We start from the raw sequence: 25,861 nt of genomic DNA, 5'->3' as shown, positions 1-25,861 counted from the left end.
TTCGTGGGTTACTGCGTTCTACAGGTAAATCGTGCCTTGCATATACAGCACCGCCTTGCCGGAAATGATCACCCGGTCGCCCTTGAGCGCACAACGCAACTGGCCCTTGCGTGTGCCGCCTTGCTCCGCCGTGAGGGTCGACTTGCCCAGGCGCTCGGCCCAGAACGGTGCCAGCGACGTGTGCGCCGAACCGGTGACCGGGTCTTCATTGACGCCCACGTTCGGCCCGAACCAACGAGAGATAAAATCAAATCGCGCGCTTTTGGCCGTCACTGCAATCCCACGCTTGGGCAGGCCCTTGAGTCGCGCAAAGTCTGGCGTGAGCGCGGCGACCTGGGCTTCGTCCTCCAGCAACACGATGTAGTCATCGGTGCCGAACACCTCGGCGCTTTCAATCCCCAGGGCGCTCAACATCCCGGCGGGCGGCTCACAGGGTTGCGGCGCTTTGGCAGGGAAATCCATCGCCAGTTCATCACCCTCGCGCGTGACCCGCAGCTCACCGCTGCGAGTGGCAAAACGCAGCACTTGAGGCGCATCCGGCAACTGGTGAATCAACACCCACGCCGCCGCGAGCGTGGCATGGCCGCACAGGTCCACTTCGACTTGCGGGGTGAACCAGCGCAACTCATAGAAGTCGCCACGGGGCACGAAGAACGCGGTTTCCGAGAGGTTGTTTTCGGCGGCAATGTTGTGCAGTTGCGCGTCGCTCAGCCATTCGGTCAGTGGGCACACCGCAGCGGGGTTGCCGCCGAAGGGGTGTTGGCTGAAGGCGTCGACTTGGTAGATGTCCAGTTTCACCGTGGTGTACTCCATGCGTGGTGGGAGGCTGGACACTAACAGCGGGCTCTGGGGAGCGTCAAAATACAGAAGGCGTGTTTTTTTGCGCGCATGCAAGCTGCAGGGAAGGGGGCGGCGGAGTTTTTTCTGTGTCTCAGAAAAAATGCCCCGACAGGCCGGGGCATTTTCAGGTCGCGGTTTACACAGTCCGGCGCTATTTCTGCGCGTGGTTTTGCTGGCCGCCACCGCCGATCTGCCACACGTAGGGCGGTTCGGTGCCATTGATCTCCCAGTCACCGATGATCCGCTCTTTATAGATCAATGGATTATGTGAGGCCGCTGTGCGCGCATTGCGCCAGTGTCGGTCGAGTTGCAGGCTCGTGCGTGCGGCGGATGCGCCAAGGGCGTTGAACAGGTCGCTGGTGGCGCGAAGCACCAGATCGGCAATCACCACTTGCGCTTGGGCCGACTCCAGCTCTGCCGCAATATTGGCCTCGCGTTCGGCTTGCGCATCCTTGGCGAAGTGCGCCACGTAGGCGCGTTGTGAGGCCTGTGCGGCGCGCAGGGTAGCCGCTTCGGCCGTGTAGACCTGCGCCGAGGCCTTGCCGACCACCTGCTGCACCTGCGCATCGTCACGCACCGCCGCGGCATTGCCATGGCTGAACACCCGGGTGCGAACACGTACCTGTTGGGCCACCTCTCGCACGGCCGCCTGCCCCGACCCGACCAGGACGGCCAGCAGGGTCAGTTGGTAAAACGCCGTTTGGTATTTAAAGCGCGTGGAGAAGTCGATCAGGTGGTCGTCTTCAACCACTGCGTTTTCAAACACGGAAGTGCCGCTGCCGGTGGTGCGCTGACCGAAGCCATCCCAATCGTCGCTTTGACGCACACCCGGTTGCTGCACGCGGACCGCCGCGATCACATCGGCACCGGTGTCATCCCGTTGGGCGTACAGGTCGATCCAGTCGGCGAACAGGCTGCCGGTGCTGTAGAACTTGGTGCCGTTGGCGACCCATTGCTCGCCCTGGCGGCTGATGCGGGTAATCACCTGGCCGATCTTCACGTCGCCGACTTCGGTCCAGGCATTGCCGACCAGCTCCCCGGCCACAAACCGCCCGAACCAGGCGTTCTGCGGGCTGAATGCCTGGGCGTTGAGGCGGTCTTCGACAAACGCAAAATGCCCGCGCAGGGCTTGTGTCACGTTGGAGTCGGCAGCCGCCAGTTCAATCAACAGTTGGAACAGTTGCGGCAGCGAGGCGCCGGCCCCGCCGAATTCGACCGGGACACGCACGGCGCCGAACCCGGCTTGCTTGAGCCATTTGATCGGTTCGAACGGCAGTGTGCGAGTGCGTTCGCGCTCGACCGCGCCCTCGGCAATACGCGCAAAGATCGGCCGAAAACGCGCGGCGAGCGCTGCGTAATCCGTACCGACAGACAGTGTGTTCAGCGTGGCGAAACTGGACATGGAATGGATTCCTCTTCAGCGCAGATAAGCGTCAAGTCAGGTCAGAGAATTTGGACGGTTTGGTGTGATCGGTGGCGTTGGCGCCGGTTTTGAATGCACCGCGATAACGTGCCGCCGGATGGTCGTCGGCGGCATACGGCGAAGTGCCGTCGAGCAGGTTTTCGCGCAGGGTGTCGCCCTCATAGGAGGTGCGGACACGGCCCCGGCGTTGCAGCTCCGGAACGATGAACTCAACGAGGTCTTCGAACGTGCCCGGGGTGATCGCATAGGCCAGGTTGAAGCCGTCGATACCGCCGACGTCCACCCAGCGCTCCATCTCGTCGGCCACCGTTTTCGGGCCGCCCACCAACACCGGGCCTAGGCCGCCGATGCTGCGGTGTTTGATGATGTCGCGTGGCGTCCACTTGCGGTCGGGGTCGGCGGTGGCGAGCAGTTCCAGCACCGAGCGGATGCTGTCGTTGTCGATCGCCTCCAGGGGTTGGTCCGGGTCGTATTCGGAAAAGTCGATGCCGGTCCAGCCGCCATAAAACGACAACATGCCTTCGCCATTGGCATAGCTCAGGTAGTCGCGGTATTTGGCTTGCGCGGCTTCATCGCTTTCAGCGGTGATCACCGTCAACAGCGTGAACACCTTGACCGAATCACGGCTACGGCCCGCTTCCACGGCGCGGTTGCGGATGTCATCGGACACCTCGCGCGCCTGTTCTGCGGTGGCCGGGCTGATGAACACCCCTTCGGCGTGCTTGGCGGCAAAGGCGCGGCCACGGCTGGAGGCGCCGGCCTGGAAAATAACCGGGGTGCGCTGTGGCGACGGCTCGGACAAATGGATGCCCGGCACATCGTAGTATTTGCCCTTGTGACCGATCGGGTGGACTTTGCTCGGGTCGGTAAAGATCCCGCGCTCACGGTCACGCAGCACCGCGTCTTCATCCCAGGAGCCTTCCCACAGTTTGTAGGTCACGTCCAGAAACTCATCGGCGATGTCATAGCGTTCGTCGTGCGAGATCTGTTGCTTGAGGCCCAGGTTGACCGCCGCGCTGTTGAGGTACGAGGTCACCACGTTCCACGCCACGCGGCCCTTGGTCAGATGGTCGAGGGTCGAGAACTTTCGCGCCAGGGCGTAAGGCTGTTCATAGGTCAGCGCCGATGTCACGCCAAAGCCCAAGTGCTTGGTGACGGTGGCCATGGCTGGCACTTGAAAGAAGGGATCGTTGACCGGCACCTGATCGGCGTCAAGCAAGGAGGTTTCCACCGAGCCGCGATAGATGTCATAGACGCCGACGACGTCAGCGATAAACACCGAGTCGAAATAGCCGCGCTCAAGCAGCTTGGCCAACTCCACCCAGTAATCAAGGTCTTTGTATTTCCATGCCTGGCTGTCTGGGTGACGCCAGGTGCCCGCGGCCTGATGACTCACGCAGGTCATTTCAAACGCATTGAGGATTATGCGGGAAGCCATAGTCGATTAACTCCAGTTGTCTTGATTCATGGGGCACGCACGGCGGTCCAATCGTGGTTTAAAGGGGTGATTGCATAGTTCATGCCGAGTGCTAAAGGGCTGTAATACCTGGGTTTTTGCCGGCTTTTGGGCTGGGCGCCTATCACTGGGTAACACTTTGTTGTTTTGGTGAATGGTGGCGAACACCGACCCTGCCTGGCCGTGATCGCGAGCCTCAGGAATAGAAGCTCGGCGTTGGCGGTTTCTGCTTTAAGGCCCACTCGCCGAGTTCGCGGATGCGGTAGTCCACCGGGTCGTGCAAGGTTTGGGTCCGCAGGTTTCGCCAGTAGCGATCAAAGCGCCGCGAGGCATGGGTGGCGCGGGCGCCTGTCACCTCAAACAGCCTCGAACTCAGGTCCAGGCCCACCCGGGTGGCATGGACCTTGGCGCTGCCGATGGCCAGGGCCAGGTTCGCGCGCTCCTCGGCGCGCAGCTGTTCGCCGCGGTTCCAGGCGTTGTCGAACAACGCGTTGGCCCGTTCTGCCAGGGCGCGTACCGCCTCCAGGCCGACCCAGAACTCGCCGTAGTGGGCTAGCACATATGGGTCGTCGACCGCCCGGTCGACCTCGGACTTGAACCAGGCGCGTGCTTCGTGGGTGGTGTAGTGCTGCGCCTGCTCAAAGGCGCCTTCGGCAATGCCCAGGAACAGGTTGACGAACGTCAGTTGCGCCAACAGCGGCCGCAGCCCGGAAAACACCGTGCTCAGCGGGCCCGGGTCCAGCAGCAGTTCATCCTCGGCCACCCGCACGCGTTCGAAACGGGCGCTGCCGCTGTCGGTCTGGCGTTGGCCCATATTGTTCCAGTCGTTGAGCAGGGTAATGCCGACGCGGTCGGTAGGGATCGCGGCGATCAGCAGTTTGCCTGCGCCACTGTCCTCCAACGCCGAGGCAATCAGCCGGTCGGAGTCGCTGGCGCCGGAGCAAAAGCTCTTCATCCCGGAAAACTCCCGCCCGCCGTCGATACGCGTGGCCACGGTACGGGTGTCCAGCGGGTTGAGGGCGTTGCCCCAGAACCAGCGCTGGCGGACGGTTTGTTCCAGCCAGGGCTGCCACTGATCGGGCCGCGAGAACAGGCGCACAGTGGCCAGCATCAAGTGTTGGAAACCAAACACGTGGGCCATCGAACTGTCGACCTTGGCGAACTCGCGCACGATGTTCAGCGTGTCGCTCCAACTGGCGCCGAGGCCGCCGAATTCACGGGGAATACTCAGGGTCAACAGGCCGCTGTCGCGCAGGGCATCACGCTCGCGTTTCGGCGTGCCGCCGCGCTCGTCACGCTCGGCAGCCGTACTGGCCCAGTCGGCCGCCAGGCGGCGGGCGACGAGCACAGGATCGTTGGGGGTGGTCACAGGGGAACTCCTTGAAGTTGAAAACGGCGCCGGGCCGCCCCTGGATGACGGCCGGTCCCAGCGTGTAGCGCGAGGTGTTCTACAGCCCAAACAGCCGGGCGGCATTGCCGTAGAGGACGTTGTCGAGTACCTCGGGTTTGAAACCCAGGCGCAGGACATCCTCGATGGATTGACGAATCGGGCGGAACGGATAGGACGAGCCGAACAGCAACTGCTCTGCCAGAAAGCCGTTGGCCGCCTGCACGTAGGCGTCGCTGCCGGGCTGGAACAGGTACATGTCCGGCACCAGGTAGATGTTCGGGTAGCGAAACGCCACGCCCAGCGCTTGCTGCACGTTGGGCCAGTAGCCGTGGTAGCAGACGATCGACAGCTGCGGGAACGCCCGGGCGACCTTGGCCAGGTGTTCGGGGTTGTTGAAGGCGGGGTCCGGGGTGGTCGGCCCGCTCATCAGAAACAGCGGAATGCCGTGTGCCTGCAAATGCTCGTAGATCGGCCAGTACAACGGGTCATCCGGCTGCCTGGCCGGTTCGCCAAACCCTGGCTCCAGGTCGATCCCGGCCAGGCCCAGCGCCGAGATGGCGCGCTCGATCTCGCCCAGCGCGCCGTCGATACCCTGCAGCGCCGGGTCGATGCTGGCGATGCCGAGCAACTCAGTGTGGTCGCGCACGATGCTGTGAATCAGGTCGTTGGGCAGATGCTGGCCGGGCGTGTGCCGACCGACCACCACCGCCCGGCTCAACCCGGCGTCGCGCACTTCATCGAGAAACCCCTGGGGTGTGCGCGAGCGGGCGAAGTGCTCGTCGTCGCCACGCGTGCCCACCCGCCGGTTCAGCCAGCGGGCGGTGGCGGTCTCGGCGCTGCCTGGGGTGGCGCCGAAAAAATCGTGCAGGTACGCCGGGCGGCAGCGCATATCAATCACGTTCATGCCGTGGCCTCGTCCTTGACCGATGTGTGGCCGGCCCGCACGTCGAACGCGCCGCCGGTGAGTACTTGGTCGCGGACCGTGACAGGCTGTTTGCCCAACAGTGGGAACACCAGTTCGGCAAAGCGGAAAGCCTCTTCCAGGTGCGGGTAGCCGGACAGTACAAAGCGGTCTACGCCGAGGTCGGCATATTCCTGCAGGCGCTTGGCCACGGTCTGAGGGTCGCCCACCAGCGCCGTGCCGGCGCCTCCGCGCACGAGGCCGACACCGGCCCACAGGTTGGGCGAGACCTCGAGCTTGTCGCGCTGTCCACCATGCAGGGCGGCCATGCGGCGCTGACCTTCGGAGTCCATCTTGGCGTAATTATTTTGCGCGTCGGCGATGACATCGTCATCGAGGTGGCTGATCAGTTCTTCGGCCGCCGCCCAGGCCTGCTCGTTGGTTTCACGCACGATCACATGCAGGCGCACACCGAAATGCAGCGTGCGCCCATATTTTTTCGCGCGCTCGCGCACATCGGCGATTTTCGCGGCCACGGCCGCCGGCGGTTCGCCCCAGGTCAGGTAGGCGTCGACCTGTTGGGCCGCCAGTTCATGGGCAGCAGGGGACGACCCGCCAAAATACAGGGGCGGGTGCGGTTGCTGTATGGGTTTGAAGAAGTTCTGCGCCCCTTCGACGCGCACATGCTTGCCGGTGAAATCCACCACCTCGCCACTGAGCAAGCGACGCCAAACGGTCAGGAACTCGCCAGCGGCTTCGTAGCGTTGGTCGTGGTCGAGGAAAATACCGTCGGCGGCCAACTCGGTGGCATCGCCGCCGGGTACGACGTTGAGCAGCAAGCGGCCGTTGCTGGCCTGGTCCAGTGTGGCCGCCTGACGGGCCGACGCCGTGGGGTTGCCCAGCGAGGTGCGCAGCGCCACCAGCAACTTCAGGCGATGGGTGACCGGTACCAGGCTGGCGGCGGTAATCCACGGGTCCAGGCAACTGCTGCCGGTGGGAATCAACACCCCGTCATAGCCCAGGCTCTCGGCGGCTACCGCGATTTGCTGCATGTATTTGTTGGTGGCCGGGCGGCCGCTGTCGGATCGGCCCAGATAACGGGTGTCGCCGGACGTGGGCAGAAACCAAAAGATATCAAGACTCATCAACACGCTCCTCGCTGCAAAAATAAGAAGCCCGCTGCCTTGGGTAAGGTAAGACGGCAGCAGGTTGTGCAACGCAGGGCCGGCACGGCTCTATAGAGGCGCTTGTTGGAACAAGTCTGTGGCTGTGGCCGATAGTTCCAAGAGAGCAAGCATCGTACCAATTCGTTAACTTATTGATTTATAAGGTGATGATTGGTTTATGTGGGGCGATGACTGTCGCTGGAAGCGGGCAAGTGTTGAAACGCTGTTGCCCGGCAAACAGTTGTGCGCAAAGAGAGAAGTGTTCGCTGGGCAACAGGCTTTAAGCAGGCTGTGCCAAATCAATACATGATTGTTTCCGCAAAATGAATATAACTAGTTGATAAATAACAATTTAAATCTTGGCATGGAGACTGCAAAAGTGGCTGTATAGCACTCTGAAGGAGAGTCCCCATGGCCCAGACACTGCCGCTGGCGTTGTTACAGCAAGCCCAAACCCGAGGTTCGGCGGTAGCCCTGCGCTACAAGCGCCTGGGCATCTGGCACGCCCGCAGTTGGAGCGAGTTGGCGCAGGATGTTGGCCGTCTTGCGGCAGCGCTGCATCAGCGCGGGTTCGGTCGCCACGACGATTTACTGATCATCAGCCAGGCGCGTTCCGAAGCTTTGTTGCTGGCCCTGGCCGCGCAGTGGCTGGGCGGCAGTGTCACGTTGCTGGACCCCGAACGCGACAACCGCGCATTGCTGGCCCGCCTGCGACCGAGCTTCGTGCTGGCCGAAGCCCTGGATGCCGTGCAGCAGGTCCGGCATGCCGATCTTCCACCCCGTGTGCTGCTGTTCCTCGACGGGCGCGGCCTGAATGCCGGTGAAGGGAAGGGGTTGAGCGCTTACGCCGATTTGTTCTCTGGCGTGGCGGCGGAACCGCCGGTCTGCGCGACTGAACCGGCGGCTATCGCCTTCGTGTTCCATGCCGATACGCACGGGCCTTCCCTACGGTTGAGCCATGCGCAGCTGCTGGGGGGCGCCCGCAAGCTGGTAGCGCGCGAGCACCTGAGCGGCGCCGAAGAAGCCTTGGCGGCCCGTGTGTTCGCCGCCAGCGGTCAGGCGCGTTACCTGCTGGCGCCCTGGCTCTGCGCCGGGTTCTGCCTGAATTTCCCGGAAGCCATGGCCACGCGCGACACCGACCGCCGTGAGTTGGGGCCAACCCTGGTGCTGGGCACGCGTGAGTCCTATGCCCGTCTGGAGCAGTGGGCGCGAGAGCGTCTGCCGTTACCCGGCACGCTCGGTCATCGGTTGTACCGCTGGGCGATGGTGCCGGACGCGCAGGCTTTCCGCCGCTGGCTCGGCTACTGGCTGATCCGCAGACCCTTGCTCGATGTGTTGGGCATGAGCCGCCTGCGCGTGCCGTTGCTGGTCGGCCCCGCGCTGAGCCAAGAGAGCGCCGCTTTTTTTGGTGCCCTGGGCATCCACCCAGGCAACTGGCAGGAACCTTCCGCCCGGCAGGAACCTGCCGATACCCGCATCCCCCTGATTTCTCAATCCGTCTGACGAGCCCCATGAGCGCAACCACTGAATCCGAATTACTGCGGCTCGATGACATCTCCCTGTCGTTCAAGGGGGTCAAGGCCATTACCTCCATCAGTTTCGCCGTGAAGGCCGGGGAAATCTGTGCATTGATCGGCCCCAACGGCGCGGGCAAAAGTTCGCTGCTCAATGTGATCAACGGCGTCTACCAGGCCCAGAGCGGCATTGTCACCTATGCCGGACAGGCCCGGCGGCGTATGCGCCCGCACCAGGCCGCCGAGCGCGGTATTGCGCGGACCTTTCAAAACATCGCGCTGTTCAAGGGCATGAGCGTGCTCGACAACGTGCTGACCGGCCGCAACCTCAAGCTCCGCAGCAGTTGGATCGAGCAGGTGCTGCGCCTGGGCCGTGCGCCTCGCGAGGACGACGAGCAGCGCCGTCGCGCGGAAAAAATCATCGAGTTCCTGCGCATCCACCCCTGGCGCCATGTGCTGGTGGGCAAGCTGCCTTACGGCTTGCAGAAACGTGTCGAACTGGCCCGCGCCCTGGCCGCTGAGCCGAGGTTGCTGCTGCTGGATGAACCCATGGCCGGCATGAACGCTGAAGAGAAGGACGAGATGAGCCAATTCATCCGCGACATCAACCGCGAGTTCGGCACCACCGTGGTGCTGATCGAACACGACATCGGGGTGGTCATGGGCTTGTGCGACCACGTGGTCGTGCTCGATTACGGCCGCAAGATCGGTGATGGCACGCCCGAGCAAGTGCGTGCCAATCCCGATGTGATTGCCGCTTACCTGGGCACGCGGCGTTCCCGTGCGGAGAGCCACTGAACATGCAATTTTTCTTCGAGGTGCTGATTGGCGGGCTGCTGGCGGGCGTCATGTACTCCCTGGTGGCAATTGGTTTTGTCCTGATCTACAAGGCTTCCGGCGTGTTCAATTTCGCCCAGGGGTCGATGGTGCTGTTCGCCGCGCTGACCTTTGTCAGCCTGCTCGAACGCGGCTTCCCGTTCGCGTGGGCGTTTGTCATCACGCTGGCGAGCATGGTGGTGCTGGCGTTGCTGATCGAAAAAATGGTGCTGCGGCCCCTGGTCAATCGAGCACCGATCATCCTGTTCATGGCCACGCTCGGGCTGTCCTACATGATCGAAGGTTTTGCGCAGTTTCTATGGGGGGCTCAAGTCCACGGTCTGGAATTGGGCATCGCCGATGAGCCGCTGGAAATCCGCGGCATGTTGCTCTCGCAATTCGACCTGTTTGCTGCCGGAACGGCGGCCACTTTGGTGATCGCCTTGTCGCTGCTGTTCAACCGGACCCGAGTCGGTTTGTCGCTGCGCGCGGTTGCCGATGATCCGTTGGCGTCCCTGGCCGTGGGCATCCGCCTGCCACGCATCTGGGCGCTGGTGTGGGCGGTGGCAGGTTTTGTCGGGCTGGTGGCCGGGTTGCTCTGGGGCGCTCGTCTGGGGGTGCAGTTTTCCTTGTCATTGGTGGTGCTCAAGGCCTTGCCGGTGTTGATCATCGGCGGTTTTTCCTCCATCGGCGGGGCGATTGTCGGCGGGCTGATCATCGGTGCGGCGGAAAAAGTCGCGGAGATTTACCTCGGCCCGGTCATCGGCAGCGGCATCGAAAACTGGGTGCCTTACGTCCTCGCCTTGCTGTTTCTGTTGGTGCGGCCTGCCGGGTTGTTCGGCGAGCGGGCGATCGAACGGGTCTGATTTTTTTCAAGGAATGCCTTCATGCTTTATCGAGAAGCCGGTCAACTGAGCACCTCTTATGCGATGGAACGGCGCACGTTCCGCTTGCGCCAGGACCGCGTGGGCCTGTGGCTGCTCTTGGGGTTTGCCTTCATTGCGGTGCCCTGGCTGGGCAATGACTATTGGTTCAGCGCGATTCTGCTGCCGCTGCTGGTGTTGTCCCTGGCGGGCCTGGGGTTGAACCTGTTGACCGGTTATGCCGGGCAGCTGTCCCTCGGATCGGCGGCGTTCATGGCGGTGGGTGCGTTCGCCGCCTACAACCTGCAATTGCGCGTGCCGGGTTTGCCGCTGCTGGTGAGTTTCGCGCTGGGTGGGGTGATCGCTGCGCTGGTGGCTGTGGTCTTCGGTTTGCCGAGCCTGCGGATCAAGGGCTTTTACCTGCTGGTGGCGACCCTGGCCGCGCAGTTCGTGGTGGAGTGGGTACTGACCCGGTTCAGTTGGTTTACCAACGACAACGCCTCCGGGGTCATCACCTCGCCACCGCTGCTCATCGCGGGGCTGGATTTCAGTTCGCCCCGTGGGCGTTATCTGTTGACCCTGGCGGTGGTCGTGGTGCTGTTCTGGCTGGGCAAAAACCTGGTGCGCAGCGAGTTGGGCCGCAACTGGATGGCTGTGCGCGACATGGACACCGCCGCCGCCGTGATCGGCATCCGCCTGTTCAAGGCCAAGCTGCTGGCGTTTGCCATCAGTGGCTTTTACCTCGGGGTTGCGGGTTCGCTGTGGGCGTTTGCCTACCTGGGCACGGTGGAGCCCCACGGCTTCGATCTCAGCCGCTCATTTCAAGTGCTCTTCATCATCATTATCGGCGGCCTGGGCAGTGTGCTCGGCAATGTCCTGGGCGCCGCTTTCATCGTGTTGTTCCCGATTCTGCTGGCCAACCTCTTCGGGCTGTTGCCCGGCGGGCTGATCGATTCCGGTCAGTTGGAAAACATCCAGAAAATGCTCTTTGGCGCGTTGATCATCGCTTTCCTGATCAAGGAACCCGAGGGCCTGGCCCGACTGTGGCAACGCTTTCGCCAACGGGCCCGGATCTGGCCGTTGCGTTACTGATTGTTCTCATCCCTGACCCCCCATCCTTCGTTCACGAGGAATTGCCTTCATGACTCACCGCACACCGCTGCGTCGCCTGCTATTAGGCTTGGCCTTGATCACCGCCGGGCTCAGTGCCGGCGCTCACGCCGACAACGAACAGTACTTCCCCTTGCAGAGCTATCGGGTCGGACCCTACGCCGCCGGTGGCACCGGCTTCTTCGGCGGCTTTATCGACTACCTGCAATACATCAACGCAAAGGGTGGGGTGAACGGCGTCAAGCTGACCTGGAGCGAGTGCGAAACGGAGTATGTGGTGGAGAAGGGCGTGGAATGCTACGAGCGCCTCAAGGGTGGCCTTAATGGTGCGCCGGCCGCCGCGACCAACCCGTTGTCGGTGGGCATTGCCTACGCGACGCTGGAACGTTCGACCGCCGACAAATTGCCACTGATCACCATCAACCACGGTCGCACCGACTCCACCGACGGTAGCGTGTTCCCTTACGTGTTCCCGCTGCAGCTCAACCCGTATTCGGAAGTCTCGGCAATCATCAACTACATCGGCACGCGCGAAGGCGGGGCCGACAAACTCAAAGGCAAGAAGATCGCCGTGCTTTACCACGGCTCGCCGTATGGCAAGGAAACCAATGGCGTCCTGGAAACCCTGGCGAAAAACGCCGGTTTCGAACTGACCCTGCTGGAAGTGCCGCACCCCGGCAACGAGCAGCAATCGCAGTGGCTCAATATCCGTCGCCTCAAGCCGGACTGGGTGATCCTGCGCGGTTGGGGGGTGATGAATCCGGTGGCGCTGAAGTCCGCGCAAAAGGTCGGTTACCCGGTGGATCACATCATCGGCAACATCTGGAGCAACTCGGAAGAGGACGTGGTGCCGGCAGGCGCGGCCGCCAAAGGCTTCATTTCCATCACTACCCACCCTTCCGGCACAGATTTCCCGGTGCTGCAGGGCATCAAGCAAAGCGTGGTGGACGCCGGCAAGGGCAACCTGGCCGATCCGAAGCGCTTCGGTACGGTGTACTACAACCTCGGTGTGGTGAACGGCATTCTCAACGTCGAAGCCGTGCGCCTTGCACAGGCAAAATACGGCGCCAAGCCATTGACCGGCGAGCAGGTGCGTTGGGGCTTCGAACACCTGAACCTCGACGATGCGCGCTTGCAGGCATTGGGCGCCAAGGGCCTGGTGCAGCCGTTGAAGTTGTCGTGCGCCGATCATGAAGGCGGCGGTGCGGTGCGCTTTCAGCAATGGGACGGCCAGCGTTGGAACCTGATCAGCGACTGGGTCCAGGCCGACCGTGCGTTGTTGCGGCCGATCATCGAGGCTTCCGCCGCCCAGTACGCCAAGGAAAAAGGCATCACCCCGCGCAATTGCAGCCAGGAGCAATAAGGTCCGATGAGCCAGAGCCTATACGCCACCCCGCCCTTGCTGAGCGTCGAGCAGGTCGTTGTTTTCTACGAACAGTCGATCCTCGCCTTGCGCGGCGTAACGCTAAAGGTCGGCAAGGGGCAGATGGTGGCGTTGCTCGGGGCGAATGGTGCGGGCAAAAGCACCACCCTCAAGGCCATCTCCAGCCTGGTGCGCGCAGAGCGCGGCGAAGTGACCGAGGGCCGGGTGGTTTACCAAGGGCAAGTGGTCACCGATAGCGACCCCGCCAACCTGGTGCTGTCGGGGTTGGCCCAGGTGCTTGAAGGGCGACATTGCTTCACCCACCTGACGGTCGAGCAGAACCTGCTGATCGGCGGCTTTTCCGGGCGACCGTCGCGCAAGGTATTGAACCAGCGTCTGGAGCGCATCTACGGCTACTTCCCCAGGTTACGCCTGCTGCGCAAACGCCTGGCGGGCCTGACCTCCGGTGGCGAGCAGCAAATGGTCGCCATCGGTCGCGCGCTGATGTCCGAGCCGTGCCTGTTGTTGTTGGACGAACCGTCCATGGGCCTGGCGCCCCAGGTGGTCGAAGAAATCTTCGAGATCCTTGCCCGGCTCAATCGCGATGAGGGGTTGAGCCTGCTGGTGGCCGAGCAGAACATCAACATCGCCCTGGATTACGCGCATTACGCGTTTGTGCTGGAGAACGGTTGGGTAGTGGATGAAGGTTCGGCAGCCGAACTGGCGACACGTAAGCAAATGCAGAACTATTACCTGGGCGCTGCGCAGGCTTAGGCGGTGTTGCGTGTTGAAAAAGGAAAGGCCATAAGCCTTTCCTTTTTTTGTTTGTGCGCCAGACAAGTTTAACGTGTGCCAAGTGTTTGCAGTGCAACACCGAGTTCACAAAGTGCGGATTAATACGCCCGAAAAATAGTCTTTAAGTTGGTCTAACTAATTGAAATATATGCTGTTATTGGATTGGCATGATTTTCGGATTGTTGCGAAAGGATCAGCATTTTTTGCATCCCTACCGCCTTAATAATTTGAAGAGAACATCATGCGTAAAGTGGCCGCTTTGTCTGCGTTTTTTGCCGTTACCACGCCCGGTTATTCATGGGCCGACAGTGATAAAAATGAAAATGGATTTATTGAAGATAGCCATTTGAACATTCTCAACCGGGATTTCTATTTCAGTCAGGACTTCCGAAATGGCAGCAGTGCAACCAACCCTCACACGGGCGCGCCCCAGAGTCGCCGGGCGGAATGGGCGCATGCGGTGATCGGGCGCTTTGAATCCGGCTTTACCCAGGGCCCCGTGGGTTTTGGGGTCGATGCTTACGGGCAGTTCGGGGTCAAGCTCGACGGCGGTGATGGCGTGGTGGGCAACGGTGTCGGCGGGCCGGGGTTGATTCCGCGTAAAGGCGACAATAACGGCGAGCCCAAGGATGAGTGGGGCAAGGCCGGCGGCGCCGTGAAGGTGCGAGCGTTCGATACGGTGGTCAAATACGGCGATGTATCCCCAACCAGCCCGGTACTCCATGCCGGTGATATCCGCCTGTTGCCGCAAACCCTGACGGGTCTGATCTTCGACAACACCTCCATCGCCGGCTTGAAAATTGAGGGCGGCAAACTGACGGCGTCCAGCGATCGCAGCGGCGTCAACCATAGCGGCGACCTGGGCACGGTCTACGGTGGTCGCTTGACCGGGGCGGATAATGTCCAGTACATCGGCGCGGATTATCGTTTCAACGACAACTGGAGTTTCAAGCTGCACACCAGCCGCCTGGATAACGTCTGGAACCAGTCCTTTGCCCGGGTCGACTTCAAGCAAAGGCTCACCCCCACCATCACGTGGGATACGGGGCTCAATTACTACCGCACCCGTGACAGTGGCGAGGCCTTGCTCGGGAAAATCGATAACGATAGCTGGAGTACTCACCTGGGGCTGAATGTCGGATTCAACCGTTTTCTGCTGGCATACGAGCAAGTGCGCGGTGACTCGCCGTTCGACTACGTGTGGAACACCTACGACCTGGAACTCGACAACGCCTCCCAATGGTCGGACTTCAACAACCCCAACGAACGCTCCTGGCAGGCCAGCTATACCTATGACTTCGCCGGGTTGGGTCTACCGGGGCTTAGCCTCACGGGCCGCTACCTGCGCGGTGACAACATTGATGGCACACGGGCAACGGGCGGCTACACGGCGTTCAATAGCGTCAGTGACGGCAAGCACTGGGAGCGCGATTTCTGGGCGAGCTACGTCGTTCAGAGCGGCCCGGCAAAGGACTTGAAGCTTCAGGTACTTCAAGCCACGCACCGTGTGGGAGGCGATTTCGGTAATTACGACTCCAACGTTGACGAGCTGCGGGTCATCGTCGAATACCCGTTGGATTTGCGCATGCTGTAACCGCGCCATCCATTCCTGCCACAGAGTGGAATGGCAGAAACAAGAAAGCCCGCACGAGGCGGGCTTCTTGGGGATTCATAGGCGGCTGTGAACGTCTATGGATCGGTGCTTGGAATAGGTCAGATGCGGAAACTGCACACCAGATGCTTCAGCCGTGCCGCCTGCTGTTCAAGCGCTCGCCGACCAGGTTGGCGATTTCCATGCTGTCTTGGCTATGGCGCTGGCTGTCGCCCATGGTGCTGACCGAATCCCGCGCGCCGACTTGTCGCTCCTCGAGCATCTTTGGTGGCAATCACCGCCGAATATCGGCATTGGCTCAGCGTCGCGTAAGCCTTGTCTTTATCGATAGAGAGGCCGATGTACCCGTTGGCGGAAGGTAGCCCTTTGATTGGTGCGAAGGTCAGCAAGCGGGCTTGCCCGTTGAACTGGACCTCGGTCAGCTCGCCGGAAAGTTTCGGTGTGTGTGTACGGTACAAATCCGAAAGCGACTTCATGACCAGCGCTTTGTCCGGATGGACCAGTATCTTGCCCTGCTCGTTGACCAGGAACGCATACCCCATGCCGCCAAAGTTCAACGAGTTGATGAGTTCCATCAGGCCATCCAGCGCCAGATCGCCGGATGCTGCTGGAAACCTTACTGATGACACTAATGACCATCTTGTTGGTGGCCAGATCAATATAGGGCTCAGTCAGTATGGCGCCGCTGGCGTTCATACCGTCCTTGTACCAAGGGCGGGAGCGCGGGTCATAACCATCGGGCATCTTGGTGTTCGGACGAATACTGAAACTGCCGTCGACCTTGCCTAGGTAGTAGGTGAGAAAACTTGAGGTCACGACGCTCTCATCCATCAGCGTCTCGGCATTGGCAGGCTCCCTGGCAATGTTCTGCGCCAGATTCCTCACCAAATTAATCCGCCCCTCCAGCAGGTTGCGAATATTGGTGGAGGTAGAGTCACCCATTTCAGTCAAATAGTTTTCCAGGCTTAGAGATCTGCTAAGCGAGCTAGCAGTGCTCGTCCAGCGCGTTGGTAACGCTCAAGCGCTTTGGGTTACGCGTCAATCGAGGGCAAATGCTGTTCGATTACGCCTAGCCACCCCATACCCGGATATGTTTCAAAGCCTGGCGTTATCGAGTAGCCCTGAATGAGGTTTTTACTCAGGACGCTGTATCCGCTCGATTGGGTGGCTTTAGTCTTTAACTCGACGCTTTCGCCCAGATGATTCTGTGTATCTGAGCTAGCAATTATCCTGTGGTTGTCGTCGATTATCATCAATCGACTTCGCGGGCGTTCTTCTTCGCTCAAGCGAACTCCTTTTAGAACGGAATCGGCTTGATTTTTCCAGTCGAAAAAAATCCCGATAACGCCAATCACAGGCGTCTGTTTACCGGCCTTGCTGCGCACAGCAGCACTGAATGCGCAGGTTTGTGAGCCGTTCAGAAGCGGCTCGGCAGTTACTTGGCCAGCGAAATACTGATCACCTGAAGAGTGAAGCATTGCTCTTTTAAACCAAGGCTCGTTCGCGACATTGGCTCCGATGACTCTGCCAAAGGTCCCCGGTCGGCCCGACGCTATGATTCGTCCACTGCTGTCAGCGACCCAGATATCTAAGTACACGGTGTAACTGTCGAGAATGATGCCAAGGCGTTCGCTGGCATAGACGCAGCTTTCTGGTGAGCGATTGGTCAGCGCGTCTACCAACGATGCATCAGTTGCCCACCAGCGCACGTCGCATGTGCGCTCGTAAAGGTTTCGATCGATGATCTCGATCATGTTAAGCGACAGATCAGCCAATCGCTGACCCCGTACGTCAAAGCACATACCGCGACCGAGCGCTGTCAGTTCATTGACCGAAACCTGCAAGTCTTCGGTCAGCCCGCTGGCAATTTTCGAGATACGTTCGGAGATATTTTTGACTTCTTCGGCCACAACCGAGAACCCCATCCCGGCCTTGCCTGCATGCGCGGCTTCAATGAGTGCATTGATTGCCAGCAACCGAGTTTGGCGAGTGATTGCCTGTATATCACTGACACCACGATTCGCCAGAGACTCCACTTCCCGGGAAAGGGAGACGATCCGTTCGGGTTCGATCATTTTCTTTCTGCTTCTACCAGTTATTGATGGCGGCAGTGGGTTGCTTATCAATGAACGAAGAAAATACAAAACTGGGCTATAGCTGCCCTCTAATCGAATGAAGGTTGGGACCCCTCTCACAACAAGATCGGCTGATTTCATTGGGCCATTAGGTGAATCCGAAAAAAATAAATCCAAATATTCAAGCCCCGGATCCCTCTTGGCTTGGGTCGTAAGGAATGGGGCACCCCTGAGCGCTGGCAAGAGCCTAGAGACTCAGCAGTTTGAATACGGCATTCTTGACGTGGTCAGTCCTAGGAGGGCAGGGCAGCCGTGCCGCATAGGGTTGACCCTGTGCGCATCAAGCGCCGAACCTAGACGGTTTCATTCAGAAAACTCAGTGCAGTGCAGGGAGTTGCTTCGGGTGGAGCAATCACATGAGCATCGTTCAGATCGGATAGATAGCTCTGGTTCTGGTTGTCAGTTGGGTTGCTACCCGTGAAATCCACTTGGTCTTGCACGGATCATCAGGAATATCATCAGCTAAGGGAAAAGACGATGAAGCTTAGTTTTTGGCAGTATATGAGGGGTTACGCAATTGGTATGGCAGCGTTTCACCTTTGGAAACTCTACCGAGGTGATCCTTTGCCAAATGTGCTGGCGAATTATGGAATTTCGCTTGTTCTCGGCGCGATTTTTTACGAGATCGGGACGGTTCTCATAGTGAAGCGCGACCAGTAAGGATGAATCGCTGCGCACCACCGGCCCTTGATTGGGATGCGTCTGCGCGTAGATCAGCCGCTTTCTGCCGAGCGAAAGCGCCGCCCACTTCCGGGTAGCCGCCAAGACCAAGCCATGACCATTTGCCGTCCGGCTTCTTGTAGCGTAACTCCCAGGACTTTTGGCCGTTTGGCTTGACCCTGAAATACAGCCCTGGCCTGTCTAGTTCGCGGTATGCCCCGGCCTCAGGCTCCAGGCTGGAAAGTGTCGTGCCAGCGAGAGGGCGCGTCGCCTGATATCGGTGCGTTTCATCCTTGTATGTCTTCAGTTCAATTATTTGTGAAACATACACGTGGGCATAGGCGGAGGGGGATGATAGGGGGATAGAGGTGAACAGCCAGAAACAAGAAAGCCCGCACTAGGCGGGCTTCTTGAGGTGATTCATAGACTGCTGTAGATACACAGACATTTGAACTGAATCTGTAAATGCTTGTATTTTATTGAAATTTTAGTTTTTGTTTTTGTTAGGGATACATGCTGGGATACATGGTGCCAGTTGCTGGCGCGGTTCTTCCGTAATTCACCTAGCTGCAGAGGTGTCTGAAAACTCCGCAGGCTTCGACTTGAGAATCAGACGAGTGGTGGGATGTGGCACATCATATTTCAGTGATGTGCACAATAAGCGCTATTCACCGGTATTACTTTTCAGCCCAAAAAAAAGCCCCGTTTGACGGGGCTCTTAGCGTTGCTTGTCCAATCAGGCTACCGTGTAGGCGTTCAGCATCGAGCTTGGATTGATGGGAGCAATGTTGTATCGCTCAGGCTGAACCGCACCCGCTTTGACCAGTCTTTCGAATCTGTCATTAATTTCATTCAATCGCTGTACGTCTTGCCCGGAACGGCGATCAGCTTCTTTTGAGAGAGCCTGCGCAGTGCGCTTATCGAGAGTCATTATCGTTCCTCGTTGGGTTAATTGTAGTGAAGCATGAACGATGACTGCTGACGTTCAGCATGTTCAGCGAGCAGCTCAGAATAGACGCGCAGATTCTGCCTGAGCTCAGCTTCTTGCGTATAGTCCTCAATCTTCAATTTGAGACCGCTGGTCAGCGTGTTGATTCCAATCATGCGACCGTGAGAATGCCAGCGATTGTTGTCACTCAGGTCTTTAGCGATCTGCTCTGCGCGCTGCTCCTTTTCCTCATCGGTTACCGCCTGGCCAGGGTTTGTTGAGGAATGCTGCGCCCAGTCCTTGAATTTGTATTTGACGAGCCATTGCTTGAGTAGGCTCACCGATAGGTCTCTGGCTTGCTCATATCTACGTAGCGTTGCCAAATCAAGGCGCTGCAGCATCATAAATTCAGCGTCAGTGAGCTTGCCCTGCGCTGATTTGTCGATCAATTCGTTGACCTTATCAATGTAGCCGAGGGCAGGAACGAGATGACCGTCTGATAGAGGAACCTGAGGGTCAATAGGTCCTAGAGATGAGGTGTAGTCCATGAAAATTTTGTCGCCAGACATGCAGAAAATGGTGCCGGCTGACATAGCTGCGGTGGGGACGACAAAAAACACCTCTGAGAAATGGTGTCGTGTTACTTCAACCATTTTCTCAACTGCTTCCACGACACCACCTGGTGTCGCAAGCACAATGCATATCCTTCCTGCGGCGTGCGTTGGCTGTACCTGACGTACGACCTCTTCAACCGCAGCAACGTAAGCCCCCTGAACCGCAGGGTGAATAGGACCGGTATATGACAAAACCGGGCAGTTAAAGTGCGTGGAAATAATATTTCGGTAGTGGCTTAGGACACCAAGAACATGGATGTCGAGGCTTGGCACATTATCTCTCCCTGATGCGCATGCGTGTGTGTTTGTTATAGCTGAACTTTTGCGCCAATCAATGCGTAATGTCAACACGCCACCGTCGGTCTGCAGCCCAAGAGGGTTTTGCTACCTTTTCTTCAAGATGCGAGCGCAAGGATTGGGCTGGCGTACGCTGGCCTCTTTTCCAGCCATAGGCTGAGAATGAACCCATTCCGAGAGACGCCCAGGCCGAATCCCAATGGCCAGGTCAATGTGCGCGTTGGTGGCGTGTCGGTTGGTGCTGACCTTGCCGTCGAGGTCTTGGACAAGCTGCTTGAAAGAACGAAAGGGATCGTTTATCTGGCCTATCGCTATTCAGGAGGCATCTCCATATTTTGCGGAGATGGTGCGGCAGTAGTTTGGCACTTCCACCACACCGAGGCGTTCTTGCCATTCCCCCGCGCCAGCACCACCCCGGATCAGGGTAGTGGTCATCAAGTTGCGTCAGCCTCAAGTGGCATAGGGAGGGGCTATTTCCGCTCACAGTTTCTTTATATCGATGCTTATGGTTTTTCCAGCGGCTCAGGTATGAACCCTTGCTCCCTGAGTGACTTGATCACACCTCGAATTAGATAATTGTTAGAAAATCCGATTGTGTACTGCCTCGCGCCTGCGCTTAGCGGTAAAAGCATCCCTTGGTCTACCAGTTTTTTGATCAGGTAAGTCCGTTGATTGCTCGTCTGCTGAGGGAGTACGGCTGCTACATCAGCAGATTTTACGACCTTCAATTTTATTGCGGCCGATAGCACTGCCTCTTCCGTCTCAGTGATCCATTCTCGCTCCCGTGCGAAGGCCACGGCAGGGACGAGTATGCATTTGGTCAGATATGCGTAGTCCGTGAGGCGATCGACTTTCTCCAGCTCAGTACGAATGCCTTCCAGCACATATGTACACCACTCCTCTAGCCCTTCCTTTGTTCCTCTGTCGGCGGTGGCCAGCATTGCGTAATAGCGCTCACGATCATTACAGAATACGGCCGTAGGATTTAGGACGCGGCCCCCTGTGCTGACGTTGAAACCATATTTCATCAGGAGTGCGTAGGTCAGCAGCCTGACCACGCGACCATTGCCATTGCCGAATGGATGTATCCATCCAAATCTATGGTGAGCGAGTGCGACCTTCATGAGGTCATATTTCGGGGAGTCTTCGTGATTCACGAATTCGACAAGTTCCTGCATATAAGCCTGAACCTGGATGAAGTTGGGTGGTAGGTGATCAGACTGGGATATTCTGACACCCCCGCTGCGATAGGCTCCTGGCGTCTTGTCGCCTTCACGAACCAGATCGTCTACGGTCATCGCGTGTAGCTCTCGAATCGTCTGCTCGGTAAGCGCAGCGCCTGGCGTCATGATCTGCTCAATGTAATCCATTGCCTTTTCAATATTGGCAACCTCGCGCAATTGATCAGTGTCCTGGGCCTTACCTCCTACCTTGCTATCTATGTAGTCCGCCAAAGTAGTGTGGTTGCCTTCTATCCGCGCAGAGCCTAGGCTTTCCAGCGCATGGAAAAGCGACTTGAGTTGGTAGAACACCTGCGGCGGCGTATCGCCTTCAAGCCTTAGACGACGCAGATGCTCCAGCTCGCTCAGTACATCGACTAGGTCCGAGTCGAAGGAGGGATTGAGAAGCTCAAGGTCGTGGTGGGTAAACGTAGGCATATAGAAAATTATCTCAAACCGGCCGAAAAATTATCTTGAAAAAAACCAGGGAGACCACCGTAATTAACGGTATGCGCTTAGCATACGCTAAACATTATCTGGAATTCAGCCTTAAGCTAACTCAAAAATGAGTAATGATTAAGTGAGAAACCTCGGTAGTTAGCGGGGTTTCTACGGCTAGGACACGCTTTCAGCACGTCGGGATGATGACGCCTCTGAGCGTCGTGATCGGCGTCAGCCTTCAAGTCAGGCAGCAATGGCTGACCTCCCATTCCGGTATGGTAGGTACTTGAAAAACTACCGAGGCCACGACAGTTCCATTTTCCGCCTACAAGCGCATTTCCCTGATGACTCGTCTTGGCTCAGTTCCTCGCGATAGGGCGCGCCGGGCGTCCTTGGTGAGCTGGTCGAGCGCTTGCTCCTCGAATGCTGCCGCCATTGCGCTGGCCTTCCTGACGATCAGCAGCGCCAGCTCCGGCGGAAACACCACCTTGTCGGCTGGTAGATAATCACAGTCAATAACGGACACGGCTCTATCCTCGGTGCGCGGTTGATGCTGGCGCCTGAACGAATTGGGGCCAGCAGATGACCTGCAGATGTTACCAGCGAGCGTGAGCAACTACCTTGAAACCGTGTGTTGGCTAGGCTGGTGCGCTGACCAGTTTCCGCTCCAGGGTGAACGACTCGTTTACCACCTGCTCCGACCTGCTGTCAGGTCGCTGGAAACCCGGGTAAATACTTGACGAGCATCAAGCGCCATCAAGCTACTTTTAAAGCTGTAAGCGTTTTGTTGCTTGGGCTGCGAGGCGTTCGGCCGCGGTCTCTCTGGAAAAATCCGTCTAGGGTCTGTCTAGTATTGCTTGACGCGCTGAGCATTTGTCTGACCCGGTATTTCACCACCCCATCCCGCCAGCGTGGGCCTTGATATTCATACACAGCAGCCTTGACGGCCACCTCATAAATTCTTGACGAGGATGGTGCTGGCCAAGCTGCGAGAATGCCCGCAAAGCCTTGCCCTGCTTGGCTTTGAACGATCCAGCTGCTGGTGACGTCAGATAAATCCGTCAAGACCTGTCTAAAGTCTCGTCAAGGTTCCGTCAAGGCTGGTCAAGGATTTCCCGTCAGTGAATGTCGCGGCTCGCCCCTGTTTCTGGACGAGGTAGCTATCGGGCCGCATCCCGATCTGCTTTGGCCTGCGGGCCGGGCCGGAAGAACTGCGGCTTCTCCAGCCGTCCAGAGCCTGTCCAGAATCCTAACCAGCGTCACGACTGGCCCAGACTGCCGGCGACGGCCAGCTCAGCAATGCCCTGGCGAATGAACACCAGGTTCTCATCGAGCGTTTCCAGCGCGCCGCGCACGTTGTTGGCAATGTCCGCCGATCCGCGCTGCTCGACGCAGTTAGAAAGCTCCTCAACCGCGGCGCCCAGGGCAAGTTGGTTTTGAGTGAGGCCGTCGAACAGGCTGGCGATCAATTTGGTGTCCGTCATGGTGGCTCTCCGTGTTTCGAGAGAGCGTAGCACCGGCGCCGTGAATGCCTGGAATCACCTGTACGTGGTTTGCGTCTGCCGGCGGCAAAGTAGCCTGGTGATGTAATACGGGATTTCCCCGCATTCTAATGCGTGAGCCCCGCCGACAGGGGCCACTGCGGGTTCTCAGGCGGCCACGCTCGCCGAATCCGTCTCATGCCTGTCTCACATTCGCCAGCGATTCGGTAAAGGCCAGGTAAGAGTAGGCGGGCCGAAAGTGCCGTATCCGTCTGGGGTCTGTCAGGGGTATCAGTGGCCACGGTGCGCTTGTTTGACGTGCTGGTCACGCGATAAGCCTCAGACGCCCACCCTGCGTGGGTCTGGTCTGATGGCTGCCTCGCATTTCGTCAAAGTGTGGTCAAAGTGGAGAGAACTATAGTGCCGGATCTGGCTGGCGGCCGTGGTGCCGTTCCCGGTGACAGTTCGGGCACAAGGCTATGGCGTTAGCTACGGTATCGTGTCCGCCATCAGCTAAGCGTTTGATGTGATGAACCTCCAGGTAGAGGCTTCCATCCGGCCGCTCAAATGGGGCGGGTGAGCGACACCCCTCACAGGTTCCGTTCGCCCGAAGCTGAACCTCAGCCACGACATCAGGATTACGGCGAAATGTTTTTACTATGAGATGTCTTGCTTTAGGAACAGGGTTGGCTCGCTCAAGACGATGGGCTCGTTTAGCAGCAGTGTCTGCAATTGACTGAGCTACCTGCTGCGAAAATAGATCGTCTTCATCGGAGAGCTTAACCATGGGTGATAACCCTGGCAGTAGCTCCTCGTATAGAAGACGTAGTGAGGAGTTTTCGGCCAGCTTGGTAGATTCAAAAGAGTCGAGATACTCAATGTGTCCACTCAACGACTGCAACGCGGGGAGCAGGGCTGAAGCGCCTATGTTAGTAGTCAAATGCAAAATCATGTACCGGAGCGCCTCTACTTGAGGTGTCAGCTTGAGGGTTCTGCCGCTGCGCAGACCATCATATGCGCGAAGGTAGGCATTAGCGGTCTTTGTTTTGAAACCGAAGTCATCTTGTAGCTCCCTACGAGCCTTAGCATCCGTGGTTTTGAGATTCCAAACATCGGCCCCCAGGCGACACGCCGCCTGATACATATCCTCTGTTACCTTCGTCCTTGGCATATCGTTTCTGCTCAGAAAAAGTCTAGCCACGATCATATCCGAACCCTCAGGTCTGGAGATGAGTCGCTAACGATTTAACTCAGCGCGCGCCAAATGCGGCAGTTCCTAAGTACGGTCGTGTGTGGGTAGGCGATTCTTCCGGTTGCCAGTGGAAACCACTGCAAAACGCTGTAAACCACAGTGGAAACCAGCGCCTGGAACCATAACTCTTGATAACTGGCGGGCGGCATGGTTCACGCGTTGGCTGTTGCGAACCTCAGTGCGAACCTACTGCCGGTGCGCACCCAAAATGCGTACCAACCGTGCGTACTGAGCTGCGTACTTCCTGTGCGCAATTTGCGAAGATTGCTGTGCAATCTAGGGGCCATGCTGGCGCTGAGCGACTACATGACGGCTGGACCTTCACGCAGGTCCAGTGCTATTTGAGAGAAGCTGCTTGGGTTAAAGGAGTTACCAACGGCATCCGGATAAGTCGTCTCTCAGTCAGACCGGCCTGCCAACTCATACATGAGAAGACCTATGCATAGTTTTGATGAGCTTGCTGAACATTGCGCAGCGTTTACCCTTGAGGCGTTGCGGGGCGCAAATGAAAGAACGGTTGAGGCTCTACACACGAGTGCGGCTACCCCCCTAGTGAAAGCTCTCCAGATGATACAGCTGCAGAAAATGATCTTTGCGGTTGGGATGTTCTCGATCTTCGAAGCCACTTTACAAGGCTGTCTCAATTGCAGGGATGGATTCCGCGAAGTGGAAGCCATGTTGGGCCAGCAAGGCGAAGCCGAACTGAAGGAGCGTTTTCAGGACCTAGTGGCAGCCATCAATGTGCTTAAACACGGAAGAGGTCGCAGCTATGACGCGCTTGTTGCCAAGGCTCAGTCCCTACCATTCCGGATGAAACTCCCGGATGAGGCGTTTTTCTTTGAGGGTGACGTTTCTGAGGTGGCGACACTTATCGAAGTGGACGATGCGTTCGTACAGGGTTGCGGTTACGTAATTCGTGAGGTGTCTGAAGTGCTGCGCAAGGTACGGCGGGACTTTATTTAACGGTCGTCTACCGTATGCCCGAAAGAGAAAGATGATTTTTGCCATTTGTCTGGTGTGGATACGCCCGATCTGGTCAGCGCCGGCGACTTAACAAAACTTAACCTTTTTTTTGGGTCAGGTCCTGCCACTGGCCTGCCGAAGCTACTTGTCATCGAGCGCGCATCGGAACCTTACAAAACCTGACATTGGATCGAGTGCGGGGCCTGGCGTGATGTTGAGAAATGTTGACATCGGATCGGCCTGGAGTCGATGAGAGCGCTCGCGGACTGTTAGCAAAAGTTAGTCCCGTGAGCGGTTGCCCAACCCCTAGCCTGTTAACAATTATCAAGGTTGGCGGGCGTCGGGCGACTCGGTGAGGGAGGTCTCGTTGTTCAACGGCACGAATGGCTGGGTAATCGGAAGCTTGAGTAGGCTTCGTGTTCGATCTACTACGGAGGCAATCTCTGAAGTAAATAATTTTTGATCATGAGCCATCGAAGCCAACTGCGCCGCTCGGTCCCGTAGTGATCTCATCCATTGAGCCTTGGGCTCTTCTTTCGCAATTCTAGGGAAACTCTGAAAAAAACTTTCTGATTTGGCAAAATACCGCGACCCCACCCACCGAGTTTCCCGATGAAGCAG

At 58.4% G+C, this 25,861-nt stretch carries 22 protein-coding genes and 2 pseudogenes; 8 read left to right on the top strand and 16 right to left on the bottom strand.

Annotated elements, in window-relative coordinates; translation table 11 throughout:
• Window positions 1-18 precede the first annotated feature (18 nt).
• From AC1Q6I_RS27785 to ssuD, 6 genes are all read right to left on the bottom strand, one after another.
• Window positions 19-798, bottom strand: coding sequence for a PhzF family phenazine biosynthesis protein (locus AC1Q6I_RS27785; protein ID WP_024073241.1), 780 nt, complete (start codon window positions 796-798; stop codon window positions 19-21).
• 193 nt (window positions 799-991) lie between these two features.
• Window positions 992-2,242 carry an acyl-CoA dehydrogenase family protein gene (locus tag AC1Q6I_RS27780; RefSeq protein WP_024073242.1) on the bottom strand — a complete coding sequence of 417 codons (1,251 nt, stop codon included), beginning with the start codon at window positions 2,240-2,242 and terminating at the stop codon, window positions 992-994.
• Between the two features lie 31 nt (window positions 2,243-2,273).
• A complete protein-coding gene (locus AC1Q6I_RS27775) occupies window positions 2,274-3,701 on the bottom strand; it encodes an LLM class flavin-dependent oxidoreductase (protein WP_069075232.1) in 1,428 nt (475 codons plus the stop codon).
• Between the two features lie 214 nt (window positions 3,702-3,915).
• The gene (locus tag AC1Q6I_RS27770; protein WP_069075231.1) at window positions 3,916-5,088 is read right to left on the bottom strand and encodes an acyl-CoA dehydrogenase family protein; all 1,173 of its coding nucleotides are present in this window, start codon (window positions 5,086-5,088) and stop codon (window positions 3,916-3,918) included.
• 79 nt (window positions 5,089-5,167) lie between these two features.
• The gene (locus AC1Q6I_RS27765) at window positions 5,168-6,013 is read right to left on the bottom strand and encodes an amidohydrolase family protein (RefSeq protein ID WP_102624499.1); all 846 of its coding nucleotides are present in this window, start codon (window positions 6,011-6,013) and stop codon (window positions 5,168-5,170) included.
• The gene (gene ssuD, locus AC1Q6I_RS27760) at window positions 6,010-7,155 is read right to left on the bottom strand and encodes an FMNH2-dependent alkanesulfonate monooxygenase (RefSeq protein ID WP_024073246.1); all 1,146 of its coding nucleotides are present in this window, start codon (window positions 7,153-7,155) and stop codon (window positions 6,010-6,012) included. The genes AC1Q6I_RS27765 and ssuD overlap by 4 nt, the downstream gene beginning before the upstream one ends.
• A 432-nt stretch (window positions 7,156-7,587) precedes the next feature.
• Here ssuD and AC1Q6I_RS27755 point away from each other — a divergent pair, with 432 nt between their 5' ends.
• From AC1Q6I_RS27755 to AC1Q6I_RS27725, 7 genes are all read left to right on the top strand, one after another.
• Window positions 7,588-8,679 (top strand): AMP-binding protein, encoded by a 1,092-nt coding sequence (locus AC1Q6I_RS27755; RefSeq protein ID WP_024073247.1) that lies wholly within the window; start codon window positions 7,588-7,590, stop codon window positions 8,677-8,679.
• Window positions 8,680-8,687: 8 nt separating this feature from the next.
• Window positions 8,688-9,488 (top strand): ABC transporter ATP-binding protein, encoded by an 801-nt coding sequence (locus tag AC1Q6I_RS27750; RefSeq protein ID WP_102624498.1) that lies wholly within the window; start codon window positions 8,688-8,690, stop codon window positions 9,486-9,488.
• 2 nt (window positions 9,489-9,490) lie between these two features.
• Window positions 9,491-10,372 carry a branched-chain amino acid ABC transporter permease gene (locus tag AC1Q6I_RS27745; RefSeq protein ID WP_102624497.1) on the top strand — a complete coding sequence of 294 codons (882 nt, stop codon included), beginning with the start codon at window positions 9,491-9,493 and terminating at the stop codon, window positions 10,370-10,372.
• Window positions 10,373-10,393: 21 nt separating this feature from the next.
• Window positions 10,394-11,461 (top strand): branched-chain amino acid ABC transporter permease, encoded by a 1,068-nt coding sequence (locus tag AC1Q6I_RS27740; RefSeq protein ID WP_024073250.1) that lies wholly within the window; start codon window positions 10,394-10,396, stop codon window positions 11,459-11,461.
• 49 nt (window positions 11,462-11,510) lie between these two features.
• Window positions 11,511-12,842: an ABC transporter substrate-binding protein gene (locus tag AC1Q6I_RS27735; protein ID WP_024073251.1), complete on the top strand. Its 1,332-nt coding sequence runs from the start codon at window positions 11,511-11,513 to the stop codon at window positions 12,840-12,842.
• Window positions 12,843-12,848: 6 nt separating this feature from the next.
• Window positions 12,849-13,616, top strand: a complete 768-nt coding sequence (locus AC1Q6I_RS27730; protein WP_024073252.1) for an ABC transporter ATP-binding protein — start codon at window positions 12,849-12,851, stop codon at window positions 13,614-13,616.
• A 262-nt stretch (window positions 13,617-13,878) separates the two neighbouring features.
• Complete coding sequence (locus tag AC1Q6I_RS27725; protein WP_024073253.1) at window positions 13,879-15,231, top strand: OprD family porin; 1,353 nt, start codon at window positions 13,879-13,881, stop codon at window positions 15,229-15,231.
• A gap of 284 nt (window positions 15,232-15,515) precedes the next feature.
• Here AC1Q6I_RS27725 and AC1Q6I_RS27720 read toward each other — a convergent pair.
• The 9 genes and pseudogenes from AC1Q6I_RS27720 to AC1Q6I_RS27680 all read right to left on the bottom strand — a co-directional run.
• Window positions 15,516-16,212, bottom strand: a pseudogene (locus AC1Q6I_RS27720) (PDC sensor domain-containing protein); the annotation flags it as partial.
• Between the two features lie 68 nt (window positions 16,213-16,280).
• Complete coding sequence (locus AC1Q6I_RS27715; RefSeq protein ID WP_069075225.1) at window positions 16,281-17,324, bottom strand: methyl-accepting chemotaxis protein; 1,044 nt, start codon at window positions 17,322-17,324, stop codon at window positions 16,281-16,283.
• A 745-nt stretch (window positions 17,325-18,069) separates the two neighbouring features.
• Window positions 18,070-18,335 (bottom strand): annotated as a pseudogene (locus tag AC1Q6I_RS27710) (Arm DNA-binding domain-containing protein); the annotation flags it as partial.
• A 445-nt stretch (window positions 18,336-18,780) separates the two neighbouring features.
• Window positions 18,781-18,975, bottom strand: coding sequence for a hypothetical protein (locus tag AC1Q6I_RS27705; protein ID WP_102624495.1), 195 nt, complete (start codon window positions 18,973-18,975; stop codon window positions 18,781-18,783).
• Between the two features lie 17 nt (window positions 18,976-18,992).
• Window positions 18,993-19,859: an SDH family Clp fold serine proteinase gene (locus tag AC1Q6I_RS27700; RefSeq protein WP_102624494.1), complete on the bottom strand. Its 867-nt coding sequence runs from the start codon at window positions 19,857-19,859 to the stop codon at window positions 18,993-18,995.
• Window positions 19,860-20,386: 527 nt separating this feature from the next.
• Window positions 20,387-21,541, bottom strand: a complete 1,155-nt coding sequence (locus tag AC1Q6I_RS27695; RefSeq protein ID WP_102624493.1) for a Fic family protein — start codon at window positions 21,539-21,541, stop codon at window positions 20,387-20,389.
• A gap of 328 nt (window positions 21,542-21,869) precedes the next feature.
• On the bottom strand, window positions 21,870-22,070 hold the full coding sequence (locus AC1Q6I_RS27690) for a hypothetical protein (protein WP_102624492.1): 201 nt from the start codon (window positions 22,068-22,070) through the stop codon (window positions 21,870-21,872).
• Window positions 22,071-22,803: 733 nt separating this feature from the next.
• Window positions 22,804-23,028: a hypothetical protein gene (locus AC1Q6I_RS27685; protein ID WP_102624491.1), complete on the bottom strand. Its 225-nt coding sequence runs from the start codon at window positions 23,026-23,028 to the stop codon at window positions 22,804-22,806.
• Between the two features lie 412 nt (window positions 23,029-23,440).
• On the bottom strand, window positions 23,441-24,169 hold the full coding sequence (locus tag AC1Q6I_RS27680) for an HNH endonuclease (RefSeq protein WP_256581265.1): 729 nt from the start codon (window positions 24,167-24,169) through the stop codon (window positions 23,441-23,443).
• A gap of 546 nt (window positions 24,170-24,715) precedes the next feature.
• On the opposite strand from AC1Q6I_RS27680, the gene AC1Q6I_RS27675 reads away from it, so the two are divergent.
• Window positions 24,716-25,240, top strand: coding sequence for a hypothetical protein (locus AC1Q6I_RS27675; protein ID WP_173903819.1), 525 nt, complete (start codon window positions 24,716-24,718; stop codon window positions 25,238-25,240).
• 324 nt (window positions 25,241-25,564) lie between these two features.
• Here the strand turns inward: AC1Q6I_RS27675 and AC1Q6I_RS27670 are convergent.
• Window positions 25,565-25,861 (bottom strand): hypothetical protein (locus AC1Q6I_RS27670; protein ID WP_492618410.1); only part of this gene is annotated, 297 nt, incomplete at its 5' end.

The sequence above is a fragment of the Pseudomonas sp. MPR-R2A5 genome (assembly GCF_058793055.1).
The sequence above is the reverse complement of the archived record's forward strand: the minus strand, read 5'-3'. Positions and strand labels throughout refer to the sequence as shown.

Excerpts from the sequence above, each read along its gene's own strand:
- AC1Q6I_RS27745 (WP_102624497.1), top strand. The coding sequence starts at position 9,491 with ATGCAATTTTTCTTCGAGGTGCTGATTGGCGGGCTGCTGGCGGGCGTC.
- AC1Q6I_RS27735 (WP_024073251.1), top strand. The coding sequence starts at position 11,511 with ATGACTCACCGCACACCGCTGCGTCGCCTGCTATTAGGCTTGGCCTTG.
- AC1Q6I_RS27740 (WP_024073250.1), top strand. The coding sequence starts at position 10,394 with ATGCTTTATCGAGAAGCCGGTCAACTGAGCACCTCTTATGCGATGGAA.
- AC1Q6I_RS27705 (WP_102624495.1), bottom strand. The coding sequence starts at position 18,975 with ATGACTCTCGATAAGCGCACTGCGCAGGCTCTCTCAAAAGAAGCTGAT.
- AC1Q6I_RS27750 (WP_102624498.1), top strand. The coding sequence starts at position 8,688 with ATGAGCGCAACCACTGAATCCGAATTACTGCGGCTCGATGACATCTCC.
- AC1Q6I_RS27680 (WP_256581265.1), bottom strand. The coding sequence starts at position 24,169 with ATGTATCAGGCGGCGTGTCGCCTGGGGGCCGATGTTTGGAATCTCAAA.
- AC1Q6I_RS27755 (WP_024073247.1), top strand. The coding sequence starts at position 7,588 with ATGGCCCAGACACTGCCGCTGGCGTTGTTACAGCAAGCCCAAACCCGA.
- AC1Q6I_RS27765 (WP_102624499.1), bottom strand. The coding sequence starts at position 6,013 with ATGAACGTGATTGATATGCGCTGCCGCCCGGCGTACCTGCACGATTTT.
- AC1Q6I_RS27775 (WP_069075232.1), bottom strand. The coding sequence starts at position 3,701 with ATGGCTTCCCGCATAATCCTCAATGCGTTTGAAATGACCTGCGTGAGT.
- AC1Q6I_RS27695 (WP_102624493.1), bottom strand. The coding sequence starts at position 21,541 with ATGCCTACGTTTACCCACCACGACCTTGAGCTTCTCAATCCCTCCTTC.
- AC1Q6I_RS27675 (WP_173903819.1), top strand. The coding sequence starts at position 24,716 with ATGCATAGTTTTGATGAGCTTGCTGAACATTGCGCAGCGTTTACCCTT.
- ssuD (WP_024073246.1), bottom strand. The coding sequence starts at position 7,155 with ATGAGTCTTGATATCTTTTGGTTTCTGCCCACGTCCGGCGACACCCGT.
- AC1Q6I_RS27780 (WP_024073242.1), bottom strand. The coding sequence starts at position 2,242 with ATGTCCAGTTTCGCCACGCTGAACACACTGTCTGTCGGTACGGATTAC.
- AC1Q6I_RS27725 (WP_024073253.1), top strand. The coding sequence starts at position 13,879 with ATGCGTAAAGTGGCCGCTTTGTCTGCGTTTTTTGCCGTTACCACGCCC.
- AC1Q6I_RS27715 (WP_069075225.1), bottom strand. The coding sequence starts at position 17,324 with ATGATCGAACCCGAACGGATCGTCTCCCTTTCCCGGGAAGTGGAGTCT.
- AC1Q6I_RS27685 (WP_102624491.1), bottom strand. The coding sequence starts at position 23,028 with ATGACGGACACCAAATTGATCGCCAGCCTGTTCGACGGCCTCACTCAA.
- AC1Q6I_RS27730 (WP_024073252.1), top strand. The coding sequence starts at position 12,849 with ATGAGCCAGAGCCTATACGCCACCCCGCCCTTGCTGAGCGTCGAGCAG.